Source organism: Nostoc sp. S13 (assembly GCF_029379315.1).
Classification (GTDB): Bacteria; Cyanobacteriota; Cyanobacteriia; order Cyanobacteriales; family Nostocaceae; genus Nostoc.
The window spans coordinates 1-18,240 of record NZ_JAQYWQ010000048.1; the positions used below are offsets into that span (position 1 = coordinate 1).

The following is an 18,240-nucleotide window of genomic DNA, read 5'->3' on the forward strand; positions in this document are numbered from 1 at the left end:
GAAATCCAAGAGTCGGAAACCCAGATCACAAGCGGGATAGAAACATGCCAGCGCCAGAAAACGAAGCAATCGCGGCGCGGATGGAGGAGCTATTAATACCACTGGTATACAATCAACTGTCATATTACCAACAGCTAGGACTACGCGACCGGATTCTGGGTTTACCTCTAATGGTGGCAGCAGTATTAACACTACTGTGGCGACAAGTACCATCGGTGCGCGAGTTACATCGGTTATTAAATCGAGAAGACAAATTGATTGTGCTGCATCGACTTGCGTATCGCAACAAGCGTTGTCTAAGCGATTTCTAGAGTTTCTTTTTCTCGATATTTGAACAAGTAATGTCTCCCAAAAATCGAGATTTGGGAGTTGTTAAATATCAACCTAAATCTCAGCAGCGACACACTTTGGACTTATCTCCACACCCCACTTGACATTTTGGCGTAGGCGTAGCCCGTCGTACACATCGCTTTAAGTTGTCACCAATAGTCAGAGACTGGGAATGCATTCTGAGAGGCTCCGCCTCAAAACTTCCGGCAGAGCCACGATGAGGTGCATTTCCAGCCAGAGGGCTGGAAACGAGATTTTAAAAGAGTTTTGGCTTAACTTGACACCAATGGCGAGACGCCCACCCCACAAGAAGTAATTGAGTATTTTTTTATTTGTCAGTCCCTAAGTACAGCATTTCATTAATTGGTAGCGAATTAAATTTGGCAATACTTTGCAATGCCAATGCGTTCCAATACAATGTTAATGCGTCCCCCTGCAATGCCAATGCGTTCCGATGCAATGTTAATGCGTTCGCCTGCATTAAAAAGGCTACACTTTTACACAAAATTGTAATATGTTACCATGCCACCCGATAATTTGGAGATTAATGAAACGATCGCAGCACAATTTGCTCAATTAGTGCTGGATTGTATCGGGCGGGAGTATCCCAACAGTGGTCTGTATTGGATTGATAGCGACGAGGATATAAAACCACCGCGTGAATTGACTCCTGCTTTTTATGGCTGCTTAGATTGGCATTCAGCCGTACATAGTCACTGGGTGCTAGTACGTCTCATGCGTCACTTTCCTGAAGCCTCCTTCAATGCAGCATCAAAGCAAGCACTTGAGCAGAGCCTAACACCTGAGAAGATTCAAGGAGAGATTGCCCATTTCCAACGCCTGCCCTTTTTTGAATTTCCCTATGGTGTGGCGTGGCTTTTGCAACTGGCTGCGGAACTTCACGAGTGGAATCATCCTCAAGCGAAAGAATGGCGGCTGGTATTGGAACCGCTAGAAAAGTTGATTCCAGGTAACTTATACCGTTGGATTGACGCACTGAAACTCCCAAATCGCACAGGGATGCATAACCAAACAGCTTTTGCACTTGGTTTGATGCTGGATTGGGCAAGGATTACCGAAAATACTGACTTCACTGAGTTAATAGAGAACAAAGCACGGCAATTCTATCTCAACGATCACAACTATTCCTTACAATTCGAGCCGCTTGGCTACGATTTTCTCTCTCCTGGCGTTGCTGAAGCCGACTTGATGCGGCGAGTCCTGCCAACAACAGCTTTCACTGACTGGCTGACTAATTTTCTTCCCCAAATACCGATCGAGAATTCCGCAAATTGGTTAGAACCGAACACAGTAGATAATCCTCAAGATTATATGCAATCCCACTTGTACGGACTTAATCTCAGTCGCGCTTGGATGCTTGAGGGGATCATTTCTGGATTGGCAAATAGCGATCGCCGCATAGAAACACTTCGCTCTGCTGCCGTTCATCATCGTCACAATGGATTAGCAAATGTTGTCAGTGAACATTATGCAGCTAGTCACTGGCTAGGAACTTTCGCTGTTTACCTTTTAACGAATCGTGGGTTGCAAAGGCAAATTATTTGAACAGTCTGGGCGATCTAACAATGTATCAGACTTTGTAAAAACTCGAACAATTAGCTCAAAGAGATAAGTAGAAAATTAAATGGGGGTTTTCCCAATTTCTAATCCCCAATGCCCCAAACCTTAAAAGATGCCAAGTAAACCTGGTTTAACCGACCGAGACTGTCACGATCAAAGAGTAAAGAGTAAAAGGCAATCTATTTTGACTTTTAACTTTCTCCTTTTGTTCAACTGTCCACAACGGGAGGTTTAATTTTGACTAAATTGAAAGTTGGTATCAATGGCTTCGGTCGAATTGGGCGACTTGTGCTTCGTGCTGGCGTCGATAATCCCAACATTGAGTTTGTGGGGATTAACGACCTAGTACCACCAGATAACCTCGCTTATCTATTAAAGTACGATTCAACCCACGGTAAATTAAAGCTCAAGGTTGAAGCCAACGAAGATGGCATCGTGATTGACGGACACTTTATTCCTTGTGTGTCGGTGAGGAATCCAGCAGAGTTACCTTGGGGACAATTAGGTGCAGATTATGTCGTGGAATCTACGGGACTCTTCACTGGCTATGAAGGGGCGGCAAACCACCTGAAGGCAGGTGCAAAGCGAGTGATAATTTCCGCTCCCACTAAAGATCCAGATACAGTTCCTACCCTATTAATTGGTGTAAATCATCACCTTTTTGACCCCAGCAAAGATATCATTGTCTCCAATGCTAGCTGCACTACAAACTGTCTAGCTCCCATAGCAAAGGTGATCAATGACAACTTTGGGTTAACTGAAGGGTTAATGACCACAGTTCATGCGATGACTGCCACTCAGCCAACCGTAGACGGCCCCAGCAAAAAGGACTGGCGGGGTGGTCGAGGTGCAACCCAGAATATTATTCCCTCCTCCACAGGCGCAGCTAAAGCCGTAGCACTGGTTTTACCAGAATTGAAGGGTAGGTTAACTGGTATGGCATTGCGAGTTCCGACTCCCGATGTCTCTGTAGTTGATTTAACTTTCAAAACTGCCAAAGCCACTAGTTATCAGGAAATCTGTGCTGCGATGAAGGAGGCTGCCGCAGGTTCTCTAGCGGGTATCTTGGGCTACACAGATGAAGAAGTAGTTTCCACAGATTTTCAAGGCGATACCCATTCCAGTATCTTCGATGCCGGTGCTGGTATCGAGTTGAACTCGAACTTTTTCAAGGTAATTGCCTGGTATGACAACGAGTGGGGCTACTCGAATCGCGTGATTGACCTGATGTTGTCTATGTCACAGAAGGAAAAACTGGCATCGACAGCAGCTGTGGTTTGATTAGTCATTAGTCATTAGTCATTAGTCATTAGCTTTTGAATGCTAACTCCTGACTTTTGACTCTTGACTAAAGACTTTTGGGATTTGGGATGGTAAATACCCTGAAAACAAGACTAAATCAAGTAACTTTTTTAGCAAACCAGTGATATGAAGCACGTGTGAATTTGGATGCTTTGTGCGATCGCTACGACGGTCTACGCCTACGCACCCGCATAATACCAATTCTGCAAAAGAAGGCTAAAGATTTAAACCGGGAAACCCAAATAAAATCTGAAGTCTCTTAATTACGAATTACGAATTACGTATCCAAATTTGCAAGTTATTCCTCAACCCCCAATCCCTATGCGTCGAACCAAAATCATTTGTACTGTTGGGCCGGCTTCATGTGCGCCTGAAAAGCTGCAAGCCTTAGTAGAAGCTGGAATGAATGTGGCGCGGCTGAATTTCTCCCACGGAGCCTATGAATTCCACGCCCAAACGGCTCAGTATCTCAGGCAAATTAGTACTGAGCAGCAAAAGCCGATCGCAATTATGCAAGACCTGTGTGGCCCGAAGATTCGCTTAGGAATTTTACCACCGGAAGGGTTAAATCTGGAAGCTGGTAGTGAAGTCACCTTTGTTTTGCAACAAAAGGGTGAGAGTATCGACGAACTACCCCTACCATTGCCAACTTTATTTGCAATGGTGCGACCAGGCGAACCGATTTTGATTAATGATGGCCGCGTCAAGTTGATTGTCACCGATCGCGATGCCGATCGCATTCGAGCCGAAGTGAAAATTGGCGGGTTAATTTCCACGCACAAAGGAGTAAACCTGCCACAAACTCCTTTACCTGTCAGTTCAATCACCGAAAAAGACTTGCTGGATTTGCGCTTTGGGATTCAGTTGGGTGTAGACTGGGTAGCGGTGTCCTTCGTGCGATCGCCACAAGACTTAGAACCCGCCCGAAGGATGATTGAAGCAGCTGGCGCTTCCATCCGCTTAATTGCCAAAATCGAAAGAGCAGAGGCAGTAGAAAATTTTGACTCCATTTTGAAAGTTGCCGACGCGATTATGATTGCCCGTGGCGATTTAGGGGTGGAAGTGCCAATTCACGAAGTACCCCTAATTCAAAAAGATATTATTCGCCGTTGCAATCGTGCTGGCAAGCCGGTGATTACAGCCACCCAAATGCTAGAGTCGATGATTAGCGCTCCCGACCCCACCCGCGCCGAAGCAACCGATGTTGCCAACTCCATCTTAGATGGAACAGACGCGGTAATGCTTTCTGGTGAAACAGCTGTTGGACAATATCCCATCGCCGCTGTCCAGATGATGCACAACATCGCCGTGCGGACAGAACAGGCTCTAGATGAGAGTAGCAGACATGCCTGGTGTCATGAAGCAGGCAGTCTCAGCGTTACCGAATCTGTGGCAGAATCTGTGTGTCGCATTGCCTATGAAACAGGCTCACGGGCAATTCTCTGTAACACGACTTCAGGAAGTACGGCGAGAATGGTGTCTAAATATCGGCCGACTTCTCCCATTATTGCCCTCACCTCTGACATCACCGCTTATCGCCAACTAGCGCTTTCTTGGGGTGTGGAAGCTTTGCTGATCCCACCAGTCCACAATGCCGAAGAGATGTTTACCAATGTGGTGAACACAGTTGTAGAGATGGGTTTAGCGAATAAGAGCGATAAGGTGGTAATTACCTCTGGTGTTCCAATTGGTAAATCGGGAACAACTAGTCTAATCAAAGTGCATTCCATTGGACAGCCAATTTCGGCATAAGGCACTTAGAATAGGGCTGTGGCTGTGGATAGTAAGCAAACTTCGGCAATGATTCCGAAAAATTGCCAGAATCAGAATTGAAGGAACAGTAAAGAGTGTAAAGAACTGGGGAATAAATGAGAAGTCCTGCTGAAGACAGAATTGGTGAATTCACAATACCCCAGCAGTCAAGTCAGGACGAAGAGTCACGGAAAGAATTTTTTCTTCTTCGGTAAATCCTAAACAAACATCACGGAGTATTTTATGTCTAAGAATTTACTGGAACAATTGCGGAAAATGACTGTTGTGGTCTCAGATACAGGGGATATTCAGGCAATTGAAAAGTTCAAACCCCAAGACGCCACTACCAATCCTTCTCTGATTACTGCTGCGGCGCAGATGCCAGAATATCAGGGAATTGTTGATCAAACTTTACTCCAGGGCAAGAAAGATGCTGGAGCTGGAGCTACCCAAGCACAGATAGTTTCTCTAGCTTTTGACCGTCTGGCAGTTGCCTTTGGATTAAAGATTTTACAAATTATTCCCGGTCGCGTGTCTACGGAAGTGGATGCTCGCTTGTCCTACGATACCGAAGCTACCCTGACTAAAGCACGGGAATTAATTGCCCAGTATAAAGCCGCCGGAATTGGCCGCGATCGCGTCTTAATTAAAATTGCCACCACCTGGGAAGGCATTCGCGCTGCGGAAATTCTTGAAAAAGAAGGTATTCATTGTAACCTTACCTTGTTGTTCGGTCTTCACCAAGCGATCGCCTGTGCAGAAGCTGGTGTCACGTTAATTTCTCCCTTCGTCGGTCGGATTCTCGACTGGCACAAAAAAGATACCGGACGCGATAGTTATCCAGCAGCCGAAGATCCAGGAGTTTTGTCTGTCACCAAAATCTACAACTATTACAAGAAATTCGGCTATAAAACCGAAGTTATGGGAGCTAGCTTCCGTAATATTGGTGAAATTACTGAACTTGCAGGTAGTGATTTGTTGACAATTTCACCGGCACTTTTGGCGGAATTGCACGCAACTATTGGAGAACTGCCACGCAAACTCGACCCTGCCAAGGCAGCAAACTTGGAAATTGAAAAGATATCCGTTGACAAAGCTACCTATGACAAATTGCACGCGGCTGACCGCATGGCAACTGACAAACTAGACGAGGGCATCAAAGGTTTTACCAAGGCATTAGAAGACCTTGAGAAACTTTTGGCAGACCGACTGGTTCGCCTGGAAACAGAGGTAGTAGCAAGCCATTAGGGACTTCCAATTAAAAAAATATCCAAGCAGTAAGGTGCATTAGGCTAAAGCCATAACTCACCGCCAGGTTATGGATAATTTATTTTTTGGTATTTCCTTACAACATAACGATAGTTAATGGTTAGTGGTTAATAGAACAACCACTAACCATTGCTTTGTTGTATCAGCAGTCATCAATAACGGCGTCGGTTATTTTCTTTCGTATCGTTCAAAAGACCGTCGTCGGTTATTTTCGTATCGTTCAAAAGGCCCTCGTCGGTTATTTTCATATCGTTCAAAAGGCCCTCGTCGGTTATTTTCATATAGTCTGAAACGCTCCCGTCGTCGGATAATCTGCTGTCGCCGGATATTTTCGTATCGTCTTGACCGCCATTGAGCAATTAAAAGCTCTCCGGTTTTATCTCCAACTAGGTTAGCCTCTGGCGCAGCGCTCTGTTCATTGCGAGCATTATTTAAAGAAATATCCTTCGCTTCAGCTAATGAGGGCGGATACACAAAGGCACATAGCAACATTGCTATTGAGGATAGCTTCTTGAAACCTTTCATGTTTTTGCTTCTACTAGACTTTTGGCAATAACTTTATTAAACACTCTAAAGTCCGCAAATTATTGCTCACACACTTTTTTTGAACTTAATCTAGTATGAAATTCTATATTGCAATTTCATCGTTATGGATAATTGTAAATAGGATTAAACTGTCGAGATAAATAGTCAATATCTAATAAAATATAATTTTTCATAATTGAAAATCAAGTGGGTTAATTACTAGCTGTATCAGTTTGAGAGAGCTTTGTTTTGCTACCCACATTCCAATACTTATTGGTGCATTGGGTAGGGAGAACCAAATTATCGCAAGATTACCAAAACCAGAAACTCATACAAAAAATATATTATTGATAATCCCTATTTGAACAGTACTAAAAGTTAGATAAGCAAGACTACCAGCTTTGATATCTGATTTTATGGATAGCGAAAATTAATTGTTCCTGTCAAACCATAGTCAAAGAAGAAAATTGATTCTAGATTTGACTGAAGAAGAAAAGGATACAGAGCAAATAAATTTATTTATGGTTACTGAGCTTGTCGAAGTATGAGGATTTGAATGCAAGAATTTTGAATTCCCCGTTCGCGTAGCGTCTCCAAGAGTTGGGGTTGACATTGTTTACTAAGAAAAGGGTTTTAAGGAAAGATTCTCTTTTTGTGAAACGAATACTCAGTAGTAGTTGTTAACAAACTACTTAATAAAGATTATTATAATTTCAATTTTATACAATTATTTTTACATAAACAAATATTTTGTTAATAAAATTAATACTCTTGATACGTATGTATTATGTAATATCATCAAGTTCAGTTGTAGTCTAAATTGAAATTCACTTTTCATAGGAGAAAGATTATGTCTGAGATCAAACCAGAAGATTTTAATTCACAAGCAGTACCATTCTTCGCCCGATTTCTAGAAGGGCAAAACGGTGAAGACCTTTCTGATCAACAATCAGAAGCAATTAGCGGCGGACAGACGTTTATGACTGAGAAGTACCCTTCTGATAGTGAAGACGGCGTTGTAGCAACAAAGAAGTACCCTTCTGATAGTGATGAACACGCTGTTACTCAGAAGTGCCATTCTGATCATCAAGATGGGCATGTAGTAACTTTGAAGTACCCTTCAGACGGCGATGACGCTTTGCCCACAAGATAACTGTACTCTCTATTTTCAAGTACACCAGAAATGCGGTTTTGAAAACTAGCAAAAACAAAATGCGATCTCTGCTCTGGACTTTTGAAGAATATTGAGAAATATAACAAAATAGGGAATCAGGGACAGCCAACGGCTACCCCTGATTGCTCCTGATAGTGATTGTTCATTATTTGTTAGGGAATATTTTATTTTTTGGAAGCCCCTAATCACTTGTCTCTAAAGCTTTTATTCTCTGTGTTAATGCGTGATCGCAACGATCGCTTTCAGCAAAATATACTACTACCCAAAAGTAAAAATTTCCGTTAGTGCGCCAAACTTCACACATTTCCACTCTATTTTCAACATATCGACTTATATTATCCTCTGCTTATTCTATCCCTTGAAAATCCAAACTCACCTTTAAACCATTCATCCAAGACGGATCAATTAGATGATCATGTTGCAGGCGACCTACAACAATAGCCGAATGAATACCGATACGTTCCGCAAAATCAATTACTTCAGTTTCATATTTAAGCTTCCTTAATTCTCCCTCATACTCAGGTGGGATCAAAAATTCCCGCGACCATTGATCTGCTTGACGTTCCTAGGCAACACTGAAAAATTGCAGTAACTTTTTTACCAAACCAGGCTTATTCTTCTCAATTAAACGGCACTTAGGAATTACACCTTGGTTGATCAAGTCTTTAACTGGTAACTGATCTAACCAAGATATCCACTCCTTTAAGCGGTTGTCTTCTTCTATCCGTGCTAAACCAGCGCGATATTGGGCTTGACGATTGAGCCAAAATGCTGTTGTACTCCCTAAAACTCGTTCTAGCTTCAGGGCTGTTTCTTCGTTGATAGGTGCTTTGCCGTTGATGAGTAGGCTGATATGTTTCGTAGTGTAGCCTAATCGCTCTGCTAATTGTGCTTGCGTCCAATCACGCTCTTCTAATATATCAGCGATCGCATCACCGGGAGAAGATACCCAATCTGGAGTGAATGTTCGGGTTGTCTCAATCATGGTAATCTCCAATTGAATTCAATACAAACAGCAGTAACTTTTGACCAATCAATGCTTCCATCCTCGGTAATGGGAATGGGGTCGTTGTCTGGCATAAATACAAGTCGTTTACCACCTTCTAGGTTTACTGCAAATTCACCTGCCCTATCTCCTTTTAAGGGATGGGGAACCTAAAAATCTACGCCTCGTTTAAGTTCTACACCTTGATTTGCATAGTGTTTGTGGCAGTAAACCTCTGAGTGGACGCTAGCCAAGTCGAAGTAGGCGGGTGGATTTTGGCACCGACCAGTGATAATGATTTCGGTGTCGCGGGGTTTGCGGAGTAAAGCTTGGACAATAGGTTCAACGGGGAGTAATTCTAGATCAACAGTGGGATTAAGTTCATCGAGAATAATAGTTTTATACAGACCAGAGGCGATCGCAACTTTCGCAATTTCCCAACCCCTTTCCGCTTCTACGTAGTCTAATTCTTGCCGGGAATTTCGCCAGACAATCGTATCTCCACCACAGCGCTGATGATCCACCACTTCTGGATATGACTGCTGCAAGGCGGCGATCGCTGCGTCTTCTGTGTAGCCACTACCACCTTTAAGCCACTGCATAATCAACACACGGGTAGACCCTGGATGATTGATTCCCCTACCAATCGCTTGCAAGGCTTTGCCCAAAGCACTAGTAGACTTGCCTTTACCAGCACCAGTATAAATTTCAATCCCTTCAAGTAAGAGGGCTTTGGCTGTTGGGTGGTGATGAGGTTTCATTTCTGAGTGCAAATCTGCAATATCAAGCAGCTTTTGCGGTGCGGCGCGTCCGGTAGCAATGATTTCCAATTCTTGGGGTTTGGATTTTAATGTCTGCACGACTTCATCCACTGGTAGCAAACCCAAATCCAGAACGGGGTTAAGTTCATCCAAGACCACAACTGAATATAAACCACTGGCGATCGCACCTTTGGCGACATCCCAACCCCGTTCCGCTTCATCTCGGTCAAAAGTGGTAATTTCTTCTGGGCCAAAAAATTCGGCTCTCCCAGTGCGAACCTGGTCAATTAAATGGGGAAAACCGCGCTGTAAAGCTGCGATCGCCCCATCTTCGTCATAATCACGTCCCGGCCCTTTTAAAAACCGTAACAGTAAAACGCGGTTAGAATTGCTAGGCATATTTATCCCCAAACCAATGGAGCGCAAAACCACCCCTAAAGCCGCTTGAGACTTACCTTTACCCACGCCATCGTAGATGTGAATTTGACCAATGAGCCGTTCTGAGCGCACTTGCGCCGTGCGAATACCGATACCGTTCCTTGTCATCTCTGGAAAAGCTATAACGTGGCAGTCTTTAATCTTACCTAACGTCTTGTACTTTCATCTTAGAAACTGTCCTTCTAGCGCGTCCGTACAAGTATTAACAATATTAATAGAGGAATACTGGCACACCAGCATAGTAAAGGACAAGAACAATGGGATAATTTCCCCCATCACCCTCACTATCCCAGTTATACTCACTACAGTTAACCCTTACCGTTGACCATTTATGCCCGAAAATTGGATGCTTCCCAGGATTTTTCCCATTGGTGGAATTCTGTTTGACTTTTTATTTGTACTAATTGCCATCCCCATCGAAGCATATGTTTTGCACTATCGACTAAAATTTGATAAAAAATCCAGCACTTTTTATGCTATTTCTATCAATCTGTTTTCTAGCGTGATTGGCTGGTTCATATTTTTTGTATCAGAACCAATGTTGCCGATACAAGTAAAATCAGAATTAATGAACTATATGTTTTTTAATAATTTTAAATCACCGAAGTCCCAAAGTTTAATTATATTAACTGCTTTTGTAATTTTCTTTGCTACTTTTTTGATGAAATTTTTCATTCTCAGGGTATTACTACTATCATTGAATGAACCAGTTGTTAAAAAACAAGAAGAAGAAGAACCTGAAACATTTCAACGGCGGCGATGGCGTAGTTTTACCAATCTTAAATTACAAAGTACAAGTTTAGTTACTACTATATTAATAGCGAATTCTCTGAGTTATACTCTGATCACAATTATTTTATTATTTCGCTCAAAATAGCAAGAACTGACTTGTTGAATTTCGATGAAAATAATGATTAATTAGGTGAAACTAAGAATATGAATACGCTACTTAAAGATGTATTTGGGTTTTTTAAATTTGCGGAAGGGCTTTATGCAGGAATTAGAAAAGTATTAGTTCCACCCAAAGCTTATTCTTGGCAGACATTTATTTATCTGAGTGTTTTTTCTTGGGTACTTTCATTTTTTGCTATCGGCTATATCAAAGATATAATTGCCTTTTTTGGTTGGTTATTTTTAATTGCGGGCACAGCTTGGTATACAACTGAAGATCCTTTGAGGGTTCCCGGTACTTTTATGCCAGTCGGGGCAGTGATCACTGGATTTTTAGTGAGTGTTTTTGCATTTGGAAATCAACAGGATGTAATTACACCAAGAACAATAGTTTTTTGGCCGACAATTTCAGCACTAATTACGGCAATACCAGAATTTATTGAAGGAAATGACACCGAAGCTAAAGCTCGAATTCCTAAGCCAGAAGACCGCCAAAGAATCATAATTTTAGTTGCTAGTAGTATGCTACTAAGTTGTTGGATTCAGTTTTACTTTGTGATGGATAATTGGTTACGACAATATCCTAGTTTGCAGGCAGATACTTTTAAACGTAGTACCTTTGTTGTCAGAACAATAGAACCAGTAAAAATCCCCCAAAACGGCGTTATGATTCTAGAGAAACTTCAACCACTAGTAGTAGAACGAATAGCTGAACGTCCTTGGTCGGAAGTAGAGAAATGGTTGCAATGTGCGGAACAGCGTGTAGGCACTCTGGGTAGGGGAGTAATTCAAAAGAACCTGGATAAATATGAAGAGAAGGAACTATGGGGCGTTGAACCGCGTGTAACTAATACTAAGTCTGGATACGTATTAGATTTATTAAGTATTTGGATAGGGCCGAGTTCTAACCCACGCGGCTATTACTTGAAGAAATCTTGTCGGATTGAACCAGTTACAGCAGCTAATAATTCAGAGAATAAGATTACAGTTGGAGAAATTGAATGTGATCTCGGCAGTAAATTAAATCCTGGCTCACCACTTCCGCAGCCGGGAGGATGGAAAGTGTGTAGCGGGAGATGACGAGAATAACCACGCCCAATGCCCTATGCTGTATTCCCTCCTCATTGCCCCTAATCCCCAGAGGGGGCCCGAGTTTTCCACTCCCAAAGAAAAATGAATATTAACAGAATTTTTGTATTGGCAAAGAATGTGTTTCAGGAAGTGGCACGCGATCGCATCCTATATATTATTGGTTTTTATGCGCTAATACTCGCCACCGCTTTCCGCGTCCTTCCTGAATTTGCAGCTACGACTGAAGACAAAATGTTTTTAGACTTTGGTATGGCGGCGATGAATGCCATCGGGTTAATTGTGACAATATTTGTTGGTACAGGACTGGTTAATAAAGAAATTGAAAAACGCACCATTTTAATGTTAATTGCTAAACCTGTCAGTCGCACCGAAATTATCATCGGCAAATACTTGGGTTTATCCGCAGTCATAGCTGTACTTGTCGCCATTATGACACTAATTTATTTAGTATTTCTGCAATTTGGTAACATTCCTCATCCAACGGTCAGCATTCTAATTGCGGCAATTTTCTTAATTTTACAGATGTCATTAATCACCTGTGTGGCTATTACCTTCGGTGTTTTTACCGCTTCTCTACTAGCGACTATTTTAACCTTTGCGGTATATTTGATCGGAAATATTACTCCAGATTTAGTACAAATTGGGCGTCTTAGCCGCAACCCTGGTATAGAACATCTAACTCAAGGTTTGTTTCTCATCTTGCCAGATTTATCTCGATTAGATTTGAAAAATGATGCCGTTTACGGTCTGCAAGCATTACCTGACACAACTGCACTGATTACAAATGCTGGCTATGGCTTACTTTATAGTGTCATGTTGTTAGCGATCGCTAGTCTTATTTTTTCACAACGCGAATTTTAGTCATTGGGCAATTCAATTTTGGATTTTGGATTTTAGATTTTGGATTAAATTTCAATTCTTTAATCCAAAATCTAAAATTATCACCATCTCCCCACTAATAAATCACTATTTGAGGTTGCTCAATTGTGCCATCAGGCATGATAGTATCCCGGAACTTAGTATAAATCAGATTTGTCTTCCAAAGGTTTGCCTTACTCAAGTTTGCCTTGGTTAAATTTGCCCATGTTAGGTCTGCACCAGTTAAGTTAGCTTCAGTCAAATTAGCTTCTAGTAATTTTGCTCCACATAGCTTTGCTCTTGTGAGATTTGCAAAACTTAAGTTAGCTTCAATCAGCGATGCTTCAATTAATCTGGCTTCACTTAAGTCTGCTTCTCTCAAATCCACATCACACAAAGAAGCGCCCCAAAGATTACTACCTGTGAGTTTCACCCGCCATAAGAAAGTTCCGCACAAATTTGCTCGTGTTAAATCAGCATTAATCAAGTTGGCTTCACACAAAGATGCTTCATACAAATTAGCTTCAGATAAGCTAGCTTCTATCAAATTTGCCCCACTTAAATTAGCACGAGTCAGAACACAGCCAGACAAATTTGCACCACGCAAATCCGCTCCTATGAAGTTAACACCACTTAAATCAATTCCTTTTAGGTCGATTCTACTCAAGTCACATCCACTGAAATCTCGGCGCTGAAAATATTTATTTGTGATTTGACTTAATAATATAAGTTTCTGCTGTTCAGCATAATTTTTCATAAAAACATCTCCCAGATCGGGGTTGCTGACGCTATTCACCTGTGGGTGTAATTTATCTCAAAGGTCGAGCGTGATAGTTACCGTATATTGAGAGTACACCCCAAATAGAGATCAGCTCAGTAAATAATCAAAAATAAATTTCGGAAAAATCGGCAATCACCTGAAAATGCGCTTTTTCAGTGGTTTTTAAAACAAAAAATGCTGACATAGGTCAAGAAATGTTGATACAACAGGAGTCGGGAGTCAGTTTTAGTAAAACTGAATTGGTATTCTAGACCAGGAACGGCTAAGTTTTGACAAAAGGCGAATATAGCTGGGAATTCTCATGGAAACAAAAACTGCCAAACTCCTTGATGGTAAAGCAATAGCTGCAAAAATTCAGCAAGAACTTTCTGTTGCCATTGCACAATTACAACCAAAAATTGGACGACCTCCTGGTTTAGCAGTGCTGATGGTTGGCGATAATCCAGCGTCAGCCGCTTATGTACGTAATAAAGAAAAAGCCTGCGCTAAAGTTGGTATCGCCTCTTTTGGTAAGCATTTTCCCGCCCAAACTACCTTTGAGGAGTTAGAAGAGGTCATAGCTGCACTAAACCACGATGAACGAGTGGATGGCATTCTTGTGCAGCTGCCCTTACCTAACCACTTGGATGCTGTGGCTCTGCTACATCAAATTGATCCCGATAAAGATGCTGATGGATTGCACCCAGTTAACTTGGGGCGACTAGTACGGGGAGAAACCGGTTTACGTAGCTGTACCCCGGCTGGTGTGATGCGGCTTTTACAAGAATATGAGATTCCTTTGCAGGGAAAACAGGCAGTAGTGGTGGGACGCAGTATTTTAGTGGGTAAACCAATGGCGTTGATGCTATTAGAAGCTGATGCCACAGTCACGATCGCTCACTCGCGATCGCACAACCTCAAAACCATCACCCAAAATGCTGATATTCTAATTGCAGCAGTAGGTCATCCCGGATTGATCTCTGCTGACATGGTGAAATCGGGCGCTGTTGTGGTAGATGTGGGGATGAATCGTGTCACCGATGCTAGTGGCAATAGTCGCTTAATTGGCGATGTTAACTTTGAATCAACCGCTAAGGTAGCAGGATTTATTACTCCCGTTCCTGGTGGTGTTGGTCCGATGACTGTTGCCATCTTGTTGCAAAATACATTTGCCAGCTATTCTAAGACGGCAAGAGAAGAAACAGAGTTATGAGTGAGGAGTCAAGAGTGATGAGTTAAAAGTTAAGAATTATTATTGCTAACTCTTGTACAGACGCGATTAATCGCGTCTCTCCTGTACAGACGCGATTAATCGCGTCTCTAATTCCTAACTCTTCATTTTTTCCGCGCCACAGCACCTTAAAATTGTGACTTATAAGACAAAAATCCCAAAATGTCAGGAATTAAAGAATGGTAGCAACTGATAACGTTCAAAAGACACCACCAGAGGAAGCCACGTTTAACTTAGCAGCCTATCTGAAAGAGCGACAAAAGCTTTGTGATACTGCTTTAGATCAAGCTATCCCGATCATTTATCCAGAAAAGATTTATGAGGCGATGCGCTACTCGTTATTAGCTGGAGGCAAGCGTGTACGTCCCATTCTTTGCCTTGCTACCTGTGAAATGATGGGTGGAACTATCGAAATGGCGATGCCAACGGCTTGTGCTGTGGAGATGATCCACACAATGTCGTTGATTCATGACGACCTCCCAGCGATGGATAATGACGATTACCGTCGTGGCAAGCTGACGAATCATAAAATCTATGGCGAAGATGTGGCGATTTTGGCTGGGGATGGCTTGTTGGCTCTAGCTTTTGAGTTTGTTGCCATTGAAACTCCCCAAAGTGTGCCCAGAGATTTAGTCTTGCAGGTAATTGCCCGTCTTGGTCGGGCGCTAGGAGCAGCAGGTTTGGTCGGCGGTCAAGTTGTCGATTTAGAATCGGAAGGTAAATCAGATATTTCCCTAGAAACGCTAAATTTCATTCATAAACACAAAACAGCCGCTCTTTTAGAAGCTTGCGTAGTTTCTGGCGGGATCATAACTAGGGCATCACCTGAAGATGTGCAGCGACTGACCCGTTATGCTCAAAATATTGGGCTAGCATTCCAAATCATCGATGATATTCTGGATATCACTGCTACTCAAGAGCAATTAGGCAAAACAGCTGGCAAAGATCAAAAAGCCAAGAAAGTCACCTATCCCAGCCTTTGGGGGCTTGAGGAATCCCGCTCAAAAGCCCAAGAGCTAGTTCAAGCAGCTTGTGTGGAATTAGAACCATTTGGAGACAGAGCCAAACCACTCCAAGCGATCGCTCATTTTATTACCAGCCGCAAGAACTAGTACCGCTTTGCGGAATTCGTAATTCCTATACCGTAAGCGTTTCATTGATTTGGAATGGGTGGTTTATTGACGCTATGCTGTACTACTACCACCCAGAGGAATTCACTTATTCAAAATTCAAAAAGCTTACTTGATAAGCTTTTTGGCTGTTTGAATCATTGATCTGTTTTCGCCGTGATGTACTAGGTTAATTTTGGATTTTGGGTTGAATCTAAATGTTTCCTCAACCAACAACTGCTGCTAATATTTACTAACCTAACCAAAATACCATGCAGGACATAGGCAACATTTTAGACAACCGGGTGCTGCTGGTTGCTCTGGTAGCTTGTTTAATTGCTCAAGCACTAAAGCTCGTAATCGAGATCGTCAAAAATCGCAAACTAAATGTACGTGTTTTGGTGACAACCGGAGGTATGCCCAGTGCCCATTCAGCTTTAGTTACAGCTCTAGCGGCTGGGGTAGGGCAAACAATTGGTTGGGCATCTGCTGATTTTGCCGTGGCGATGATTTTTGCGATCATCGTCATGTATGATGCAGCCGGAGTTCGCCAAGCGGCTGGTAAGCAAGCTCGTATCCTTAATCAAATGATTGATGAATTATTTGATGAAAAACCAGACTTTAGCCAAGACCGTCTGAAAGAATTACTCGGACATACACCAGTTCAGGTAATAGCCGGGTCGGCTTTGGGTATAACTATCTATTGGTTAGCTAGGTCTGCTTATTAAGCTAGGGCAATGAATCTTTGTGTGAGCGGCTATTGATAATTAGTAACTGGTAATTTGTCAACCAATTTTGGATTTTCGATTTTAGATTTACCCGATGAATAAATTCAGGGGTTTGAGGATTTTAGATTTATTTCCCAAAGAAATACGTTCGGTTTAAACCTTTTGAAATTTTGAATTTAAAATCCCAAATTTCAAAACGTTCGACTGAGCGTCTTTGCACTGAGCAAAGTCGAAGTGTCACGCCGTTCGCTTAGTGTTCCGCAGGAAAATCTAAAATTCGGTTAGTTGACAAATTACCACCCTGGTAGATCCCATCAGTATTCCAGAAAACTTAATATCACTATAACCGTACAGTTGAGCGCAGCAGAATCACCTTGCGACTATCTACTATGCTGGCAATAAAACCGCGATCGTTCAGCTTCTGTAAAGTGTTATATGCTTCAGTTTGGTTGGTGGTATAAACTGCCAACAAGTAAGGGCGTTGTCCATAAGAAACAAAACCTACATTACCTCCCACTAATTGCTGCACACTATTTACTAGTTCTGGACGGTTGTAATAATCTACCAGCACTGCATAACCTTCTCCTAAGGCTTGAGGATTATAACTTACTGTCTGCTGAGGTGAGCGTGGCTGTGGCTGCACATCTGGCGTTGTTGGTCTAGTGGTAATTATGGCAGACAACCCAACAATATTGCTGATATACCTCGCCCAACGATTGGCATCGTCAATTTTGTTAAAGCCCCCGACTCGCGTCACAGTTTCGTTGAGATATTTGCAGGTGATCGTCTTAAGTTCAGACGGTAAGGCACTACGCAACTGCTTTTGATTATTTGCTGTGGGACTGACTACTAATAAAAGATACTCACCTGCATTTGGTGGTTGACAAAGGGGAATGGCTTGTTGGGCAAAGACGGAACTCGTGCCACCAATCAAAAGAGCGTAAGCGAAGGTCGTCGTAGATATCGCTAATCCTAAAACACTTGGTAAAGTCTGAAATCTATGCACAAAAGTTAGATTATGTAAATCAAGGTGTCCTAGAAGATTTTATAAGAAAAAAGCTGAAAACCCAGCTACTTCAGTATGAGGATTAAAGAAGTGTTAAAAAATATATTTTGTTACTCAAAAATAAAATTAGGAGTGGGGAGTTAAGAAGGTAATAGCAGGGTGGTTTCATACAAACAAAGGAAAACTGTAACTAGCTTTCTCATTGCCTCTCTTTGCTTGCCTAACGGCAGGCTGATGCCAACGGGGAGAGGAATGGAAGCGGGGTCAAAATCTATGGTTATACACGAGAAATAAAAACTTCCATATTTTTATTTTTTCGGATGAAACCACCCTGCCCAACGCTAGTAGGGAAGGCAGGGGATTAGGTTTTTGATTAGGGACTGAGAAATAAAAAAACATCCCAAGTTTTCTTGTCAGTCCCTTAGTGATATCGATGGTCTAGCAGAGT

Annotated in this window: 18 protein-coding genes and 1 pseudogene; 13 read left to right on the top strand and 6 right to left on the bottom strand. The window is 42.3% G+C overall.

Annotation, left to right across the window (positions count from 1 at the left end; translation table 11 throughout):
• Positions 1-44: 44 nt before the first annotated feature.
• The 6 genes and pseudogenes from PUQ00_RS16325 to PUQ00_RS16350 all read left to right on the top strand — a co-directional run.
• Positions 45-248 (top strand): annotated as a pseudogene (locus PUQ00_RS16325) (IS4 family transposase); the annotation flags it as partial.
• Between the two features lie 604 nt (positions 249-852).
• The gene (locus tag PUQ00_RS16330) at positions 853-1,896 is read left to right on the top strand and encodes a DUF2891 domain-containing protein (protein ID WP_300418558.1); all 1,044 of its coding nucleotides are present in this window, start codon (positions 853-855) and stop codon (positions 1,894-1,896) included.
• A 252-nt stretch (positions 1,897-2,148) separates the two neighbouring features.
• Positions 2,149-3,192 (top strand): type I glyceraldehyde-3-phosphate dehydrogenase, encoded by a 1,044-nt coding sequence (gap, locus tag PUQ00_RS16335; RefSeq protein WP_300418560.1) that lies wholly within the window; start codon positions 2,149-2,151, stop codon positions 3,190-3,192.
• A gap of 158 nt (positions 3,193-3,350) precedes the next feature.
• Complete coding sequence (locus PUQ00_RS16340) at positions 3,351-3,476, top strand: hypothetical protein (RefSeq protein ID WP_300418563.1); 126 nt, start codon at positions 3,351-3,353, stop codon at positions 3,474-3,476.
• Positions 3,477-3,534: 58 nt separating this feature from the next.
• Positions 3,535-4,965: a pyruvate kinase gene (gene pyk, locus PUQ00_RS16345; RefSeq protein WP_300418566.1), complete on the top strand. Its 1,431-nt coding sequence runs from the start codon at positions 3,535-3,537 to the stop codon at positions 4,963-4,965.
• A gap of 243 nt (positions 4,966-5,208) precedes the next feature.
• Entirely contained in the window at positions 5,209-6,213 is a 1,005-nt protein-coding gene (locus tag PUQ00_RS16350; RefSeq protein WP_300418569.1) for a transaldolase, read from the top strand.
• A 189-nt stretch (positions 6,214-6,402) separates the two neighbouring features.
• On the opposite strand, the gene PUQ00_RS16355 is transcribed toward PUQ00_RS16350, so the two are convergent.
• Positions 6,403-6,759: a hypothetical protein gene (locus PUQ00_RS16355; protein ID WP_300418572.1), complete on the bottom strand. Its 357-nt coding sequence runs from the start codon at positions 6,757-6,759 to the stop codon at positions 6,403-6,405.
• 850 nt (positions 6,760-7,609) lie between these two features.
• On the opposite strand from PUQ00_RS16355, the gene PUQ00_RS16360 reads away from it, so the two are divergent.
• Positions 7,610-7,912 carry a microviridin/marinostatin family tricyclic proteinase inhibitor gene (locus tag PUQ00_RS16360; protein WP_300418577.1) on the top strand — a complete coding sequence of 101 codons (303 nt, stop codon included), beginning with the start codon at positions 7,610-7,612 and terminating at the stop codon, positions 7,910-7,912.
• Positions 7,913-8,279: 367 nt separating this feature from the next.
• Here the strand turns inward: PUQ00_RS16360 and PUQ00_RS16365 are convergent, their stop codons facing one another.
• The 3 genes from PUQ00_RS16365 to PUQ00_RS16375 form a co-directional block, all read right to left on the bottom strand.
• Entirely contained in the window at positions 8,280-8,465 is a 186-nt protein-coding gene (locus tag PUQ00_RS16365) for a hypothetical protein (protein WP_300418580.1), read from the bottom strand.
• Positions 8,466-8,498: 33 nt separating this feature from the next.
• A complete protein-coding gene (locus PUQ00_RS16370) occupies positions 8,499-8,918 on the bottom strand; it encodes a HigA family addiction module antitoxin (RefSeq protein ID WP_300418583.1) in 420 nt (139 codons plus the stop codon).
• A gap of 170 nt (positions 8,919-9,088) precedes the next feature.
• Positions 9,089-10,225, bottom strand: coding sequence for a cob(I)yrinic acid a,c-diamide adenosyltransferase (locus PUQ00_RS16375; RefSeq protein ID WP_300418586.1), 1,137 nt, complete (start codon positions 10,223-10,225; stop codon positions 9,089-9,091).
• 223 nt (positions 10,226-10,448) lie between these two features.
• Here PUQ00_RS16375 and fraC point away from each other — a divergent pair, with 223 nt between their 5' ends.
• The 3 genes from fraC to PUQ00_RS16390 all read left to right on the top strand — a co-directional run bounded on the left by fraC (position 10,449) and on the right by PUQ00_RS16390 (position 12,961).
• A complete protein-coding gene (gene fraC / locus PUQ00_RS16380) occupies positions 10,449-10,994 on the top strand; it encodes a filament integrity protein FraC (protein ID WP_300418589.1) in 546 nt (181 codons plus the stop codon).
• A gap of 59 nt (positions 10,995-11,053) precedes the next feature.
• Positions 11,054-12,088, top strand: a complete 1,035-nt coding sequence (gene fraD / locus PUQ00_RS16385; RefSeq protein ID WP_300418592.1) for a septal junction protein FraD — start codon at positions 11,054-11,056, stop codon at positions 12,086-12,088.
• A gap of 93 nt (positions 12,089-12,181) precedes the next feature.
• Positions 12,182-12,961 (top strand): ABC transporter permease, encoded by a 780-nt coding sequence (locus PUQ00_RS16390; protein ID WP_300418595.1) that lies wholly within the window; start codon positions 12,182-12,184, stop codon positions 12,959-12,961.
• A gap of 94 nt (positions 12,962-13,055) precedes the next feature.
• On the opposite strand, the gene PUQ00_RS16395 is transcribed toward PUQ00_RS16390, so the two are convergent.
• The gene (locus PUQ00_RS16395; protein WP_300418598.1) at positions 13,056-13,715 is read right to left on the bottom strand and encodes a pentapeptide repeat-containing protein; all 660 of its coding nucleotides are present in this window, start codon (positions 13,713-13,715) and stop codon (positions 13,056-13,058) included.
• Between the two features lie 325 nt (positions 13,716-14,040).
• Between PUQ00_RS16395 and folD the strand changes: the two genes are divergently transcribed.
• The 3 genes from folD (at position 14,041) to PUQ00_RS16410 (ending at position 16,786) form a co-directional block, all read left to right on the top strand.
• Positions 14,041-14,931, top strand: a complete 891-nt coding sequence (folD, locus tag PUQ00_RS16400; protein ID WP_300418600.1) for a bifunctional methylenetetrahydrofolate dehydrogenase/methenyltetrahydrofolate cyclohydrolase FolD — start codon at positions 14,041-14,043, stop codon at positions 14,929-14,931.
• 197 nt (positions 14,932-15,128) lie between these two features.
• Positions 15,129-16,061, top strand: a complete 933-nt coding sequence (crtE, locus tag PUQ00_RS16405; protein ID WP_300418602.1) for a geranylgeranyl diphosphate synthase CrtE — start codon at positions 15,129-15,131, stop codon at positions 16,059-16,061.
• A 269-nt stretch (positions 16,062-16,330) separates the two neighbouring features.
• Positions 16,331-16,786 (top strand): divergent PAP2 family protein, encoded by a 456-nt coding sequence (locus tag PUQ00_RS16410; RefSeq protein WP_300418603.1) that lies wholly within the window; start codon positions 16,331-16,333, stop codon positions 16,784-16,786.
• 340 nt (positions 16,787-17,126) lie between these two features.
• On the opposite strand, the gene PUQ00_RS16415 is transcribed toward PUQ00_RS16410, so the two are convergent.
• Positions 17,127-17,792: a hypothetical protein gene (locus PUQ00_RS16415; protein ID WP_300418604.1), complete on the bottom strand. Its 666-nt coding sequence runs from the start codon at positions 17,790-17,792 to the stop codon at positions 17,127-17,129.
• Positions 17,793-18,240 lie beyond the last annotated feature (448 nt).

What these genes read in the sequence shown, in the direction of transcription:
- PUQ00_RS16330 (WP_300418558.1), top strand. Translation starts at nt 853, where the DNA reads ATGCCACCCGATAATTTGGAGATTAATGAAACGATCGCAGCACAATTT.
- pyk (WP_300418566.1), top strand. Translation starts at nt 3,535, where the DNA reads ATGCGTCGAACCAAAATCATTTGTACTGTTGGGCCGGCTTCATGTGCG.
- PUQ00_RS16350 (WP_300418569.1), top strand. Translation starts at nt 5,209, where the DNA reads ATGTCTAAGAATTTACTGGAACAATTGCGGAAAATGACTGTTGTGGTC.
- PUQ00_RS16355 (WP_300418572.1), bottom strand. Translation starts at nt 6,759, where the DNA reads ATGAAAGGTTTCAAGAAGCTATCCTCAATAGCAATGTTGCTATGTGCC.
- PUQ00_RS16360 (WP_300418577.1), top strand. Translation starts at nt 7,610, where the DNA reads ATGTCTGAGATCAAACCAGAAGATTTTAATTCACAAGCAGTACCATTC.
- PUQ00_RS16370 (WP_300418583.1), bottom strand. Translation starts at nt 8,918, where the DNA reads ATGATTGAGACAACCCGAACATTCACTCCAGATTGGGTATCTTCTCCC.
- PUQ00_RS16375 (WP_300418586.1), bottom strand. Translation starts at nt 10,225, where the DNA reads ATGACAAGGAACGGTATCGGTATTCGCACGGCGCAAGTGCGCTCAGAA.
- fraC (WP_300418589.1), top strand. Translation starts at nt 10,449, where the DNA reads ATGCCCGAAAATTGGATGCTTCCCAGGATTTTTCCCATTGGTGGAATT.
- fraD (WP_300418592.1), top strand. Translation starts at nt 11,054, where the DNA reads ATGAATACGCTACTTAAAGATGTATTTGGGTTTTTTAAATTTGCGGAA.
- PUQ00_RS16390 (WP_300418595.1), top strand. Translation starts at nt 12,182, where the DNA reads ATGAATATTAACAGAATTTTTGTATTGGCAAAGAATGTGTTTCAGGAA.
- PUQ00_RS16395 (WP_300418598.1), bottom strand. Translation starts at nt 13,715, where the DNA reads ATGAAAAATTATGCTGAACAGCAGAAACTTATATTATTAAGTCAAATC.
- folD (WP_300418600.1), top strand. Translation starts at nt 14,041, where the DNA reads ATGGAAACAAAAACTGCCAAACTCCTTGATGGTAAAGCAATAGCTGCA.
- crtE (WP_300418602.1), top strand. Translation starts at nt 15,129, where the DNA reads ATGGTAGCAACTGATAACGTTCAAAAGACACCACCAGAGGAAGCCACG.
- PUQ00_RS16410 (WP_300418603.1), top strand. Translation starts at nt 16,331, where the DNA reads ATGCAGGACATAGGCAACATTTTAGACAACCGGGTGCTGCTGGTTGCT.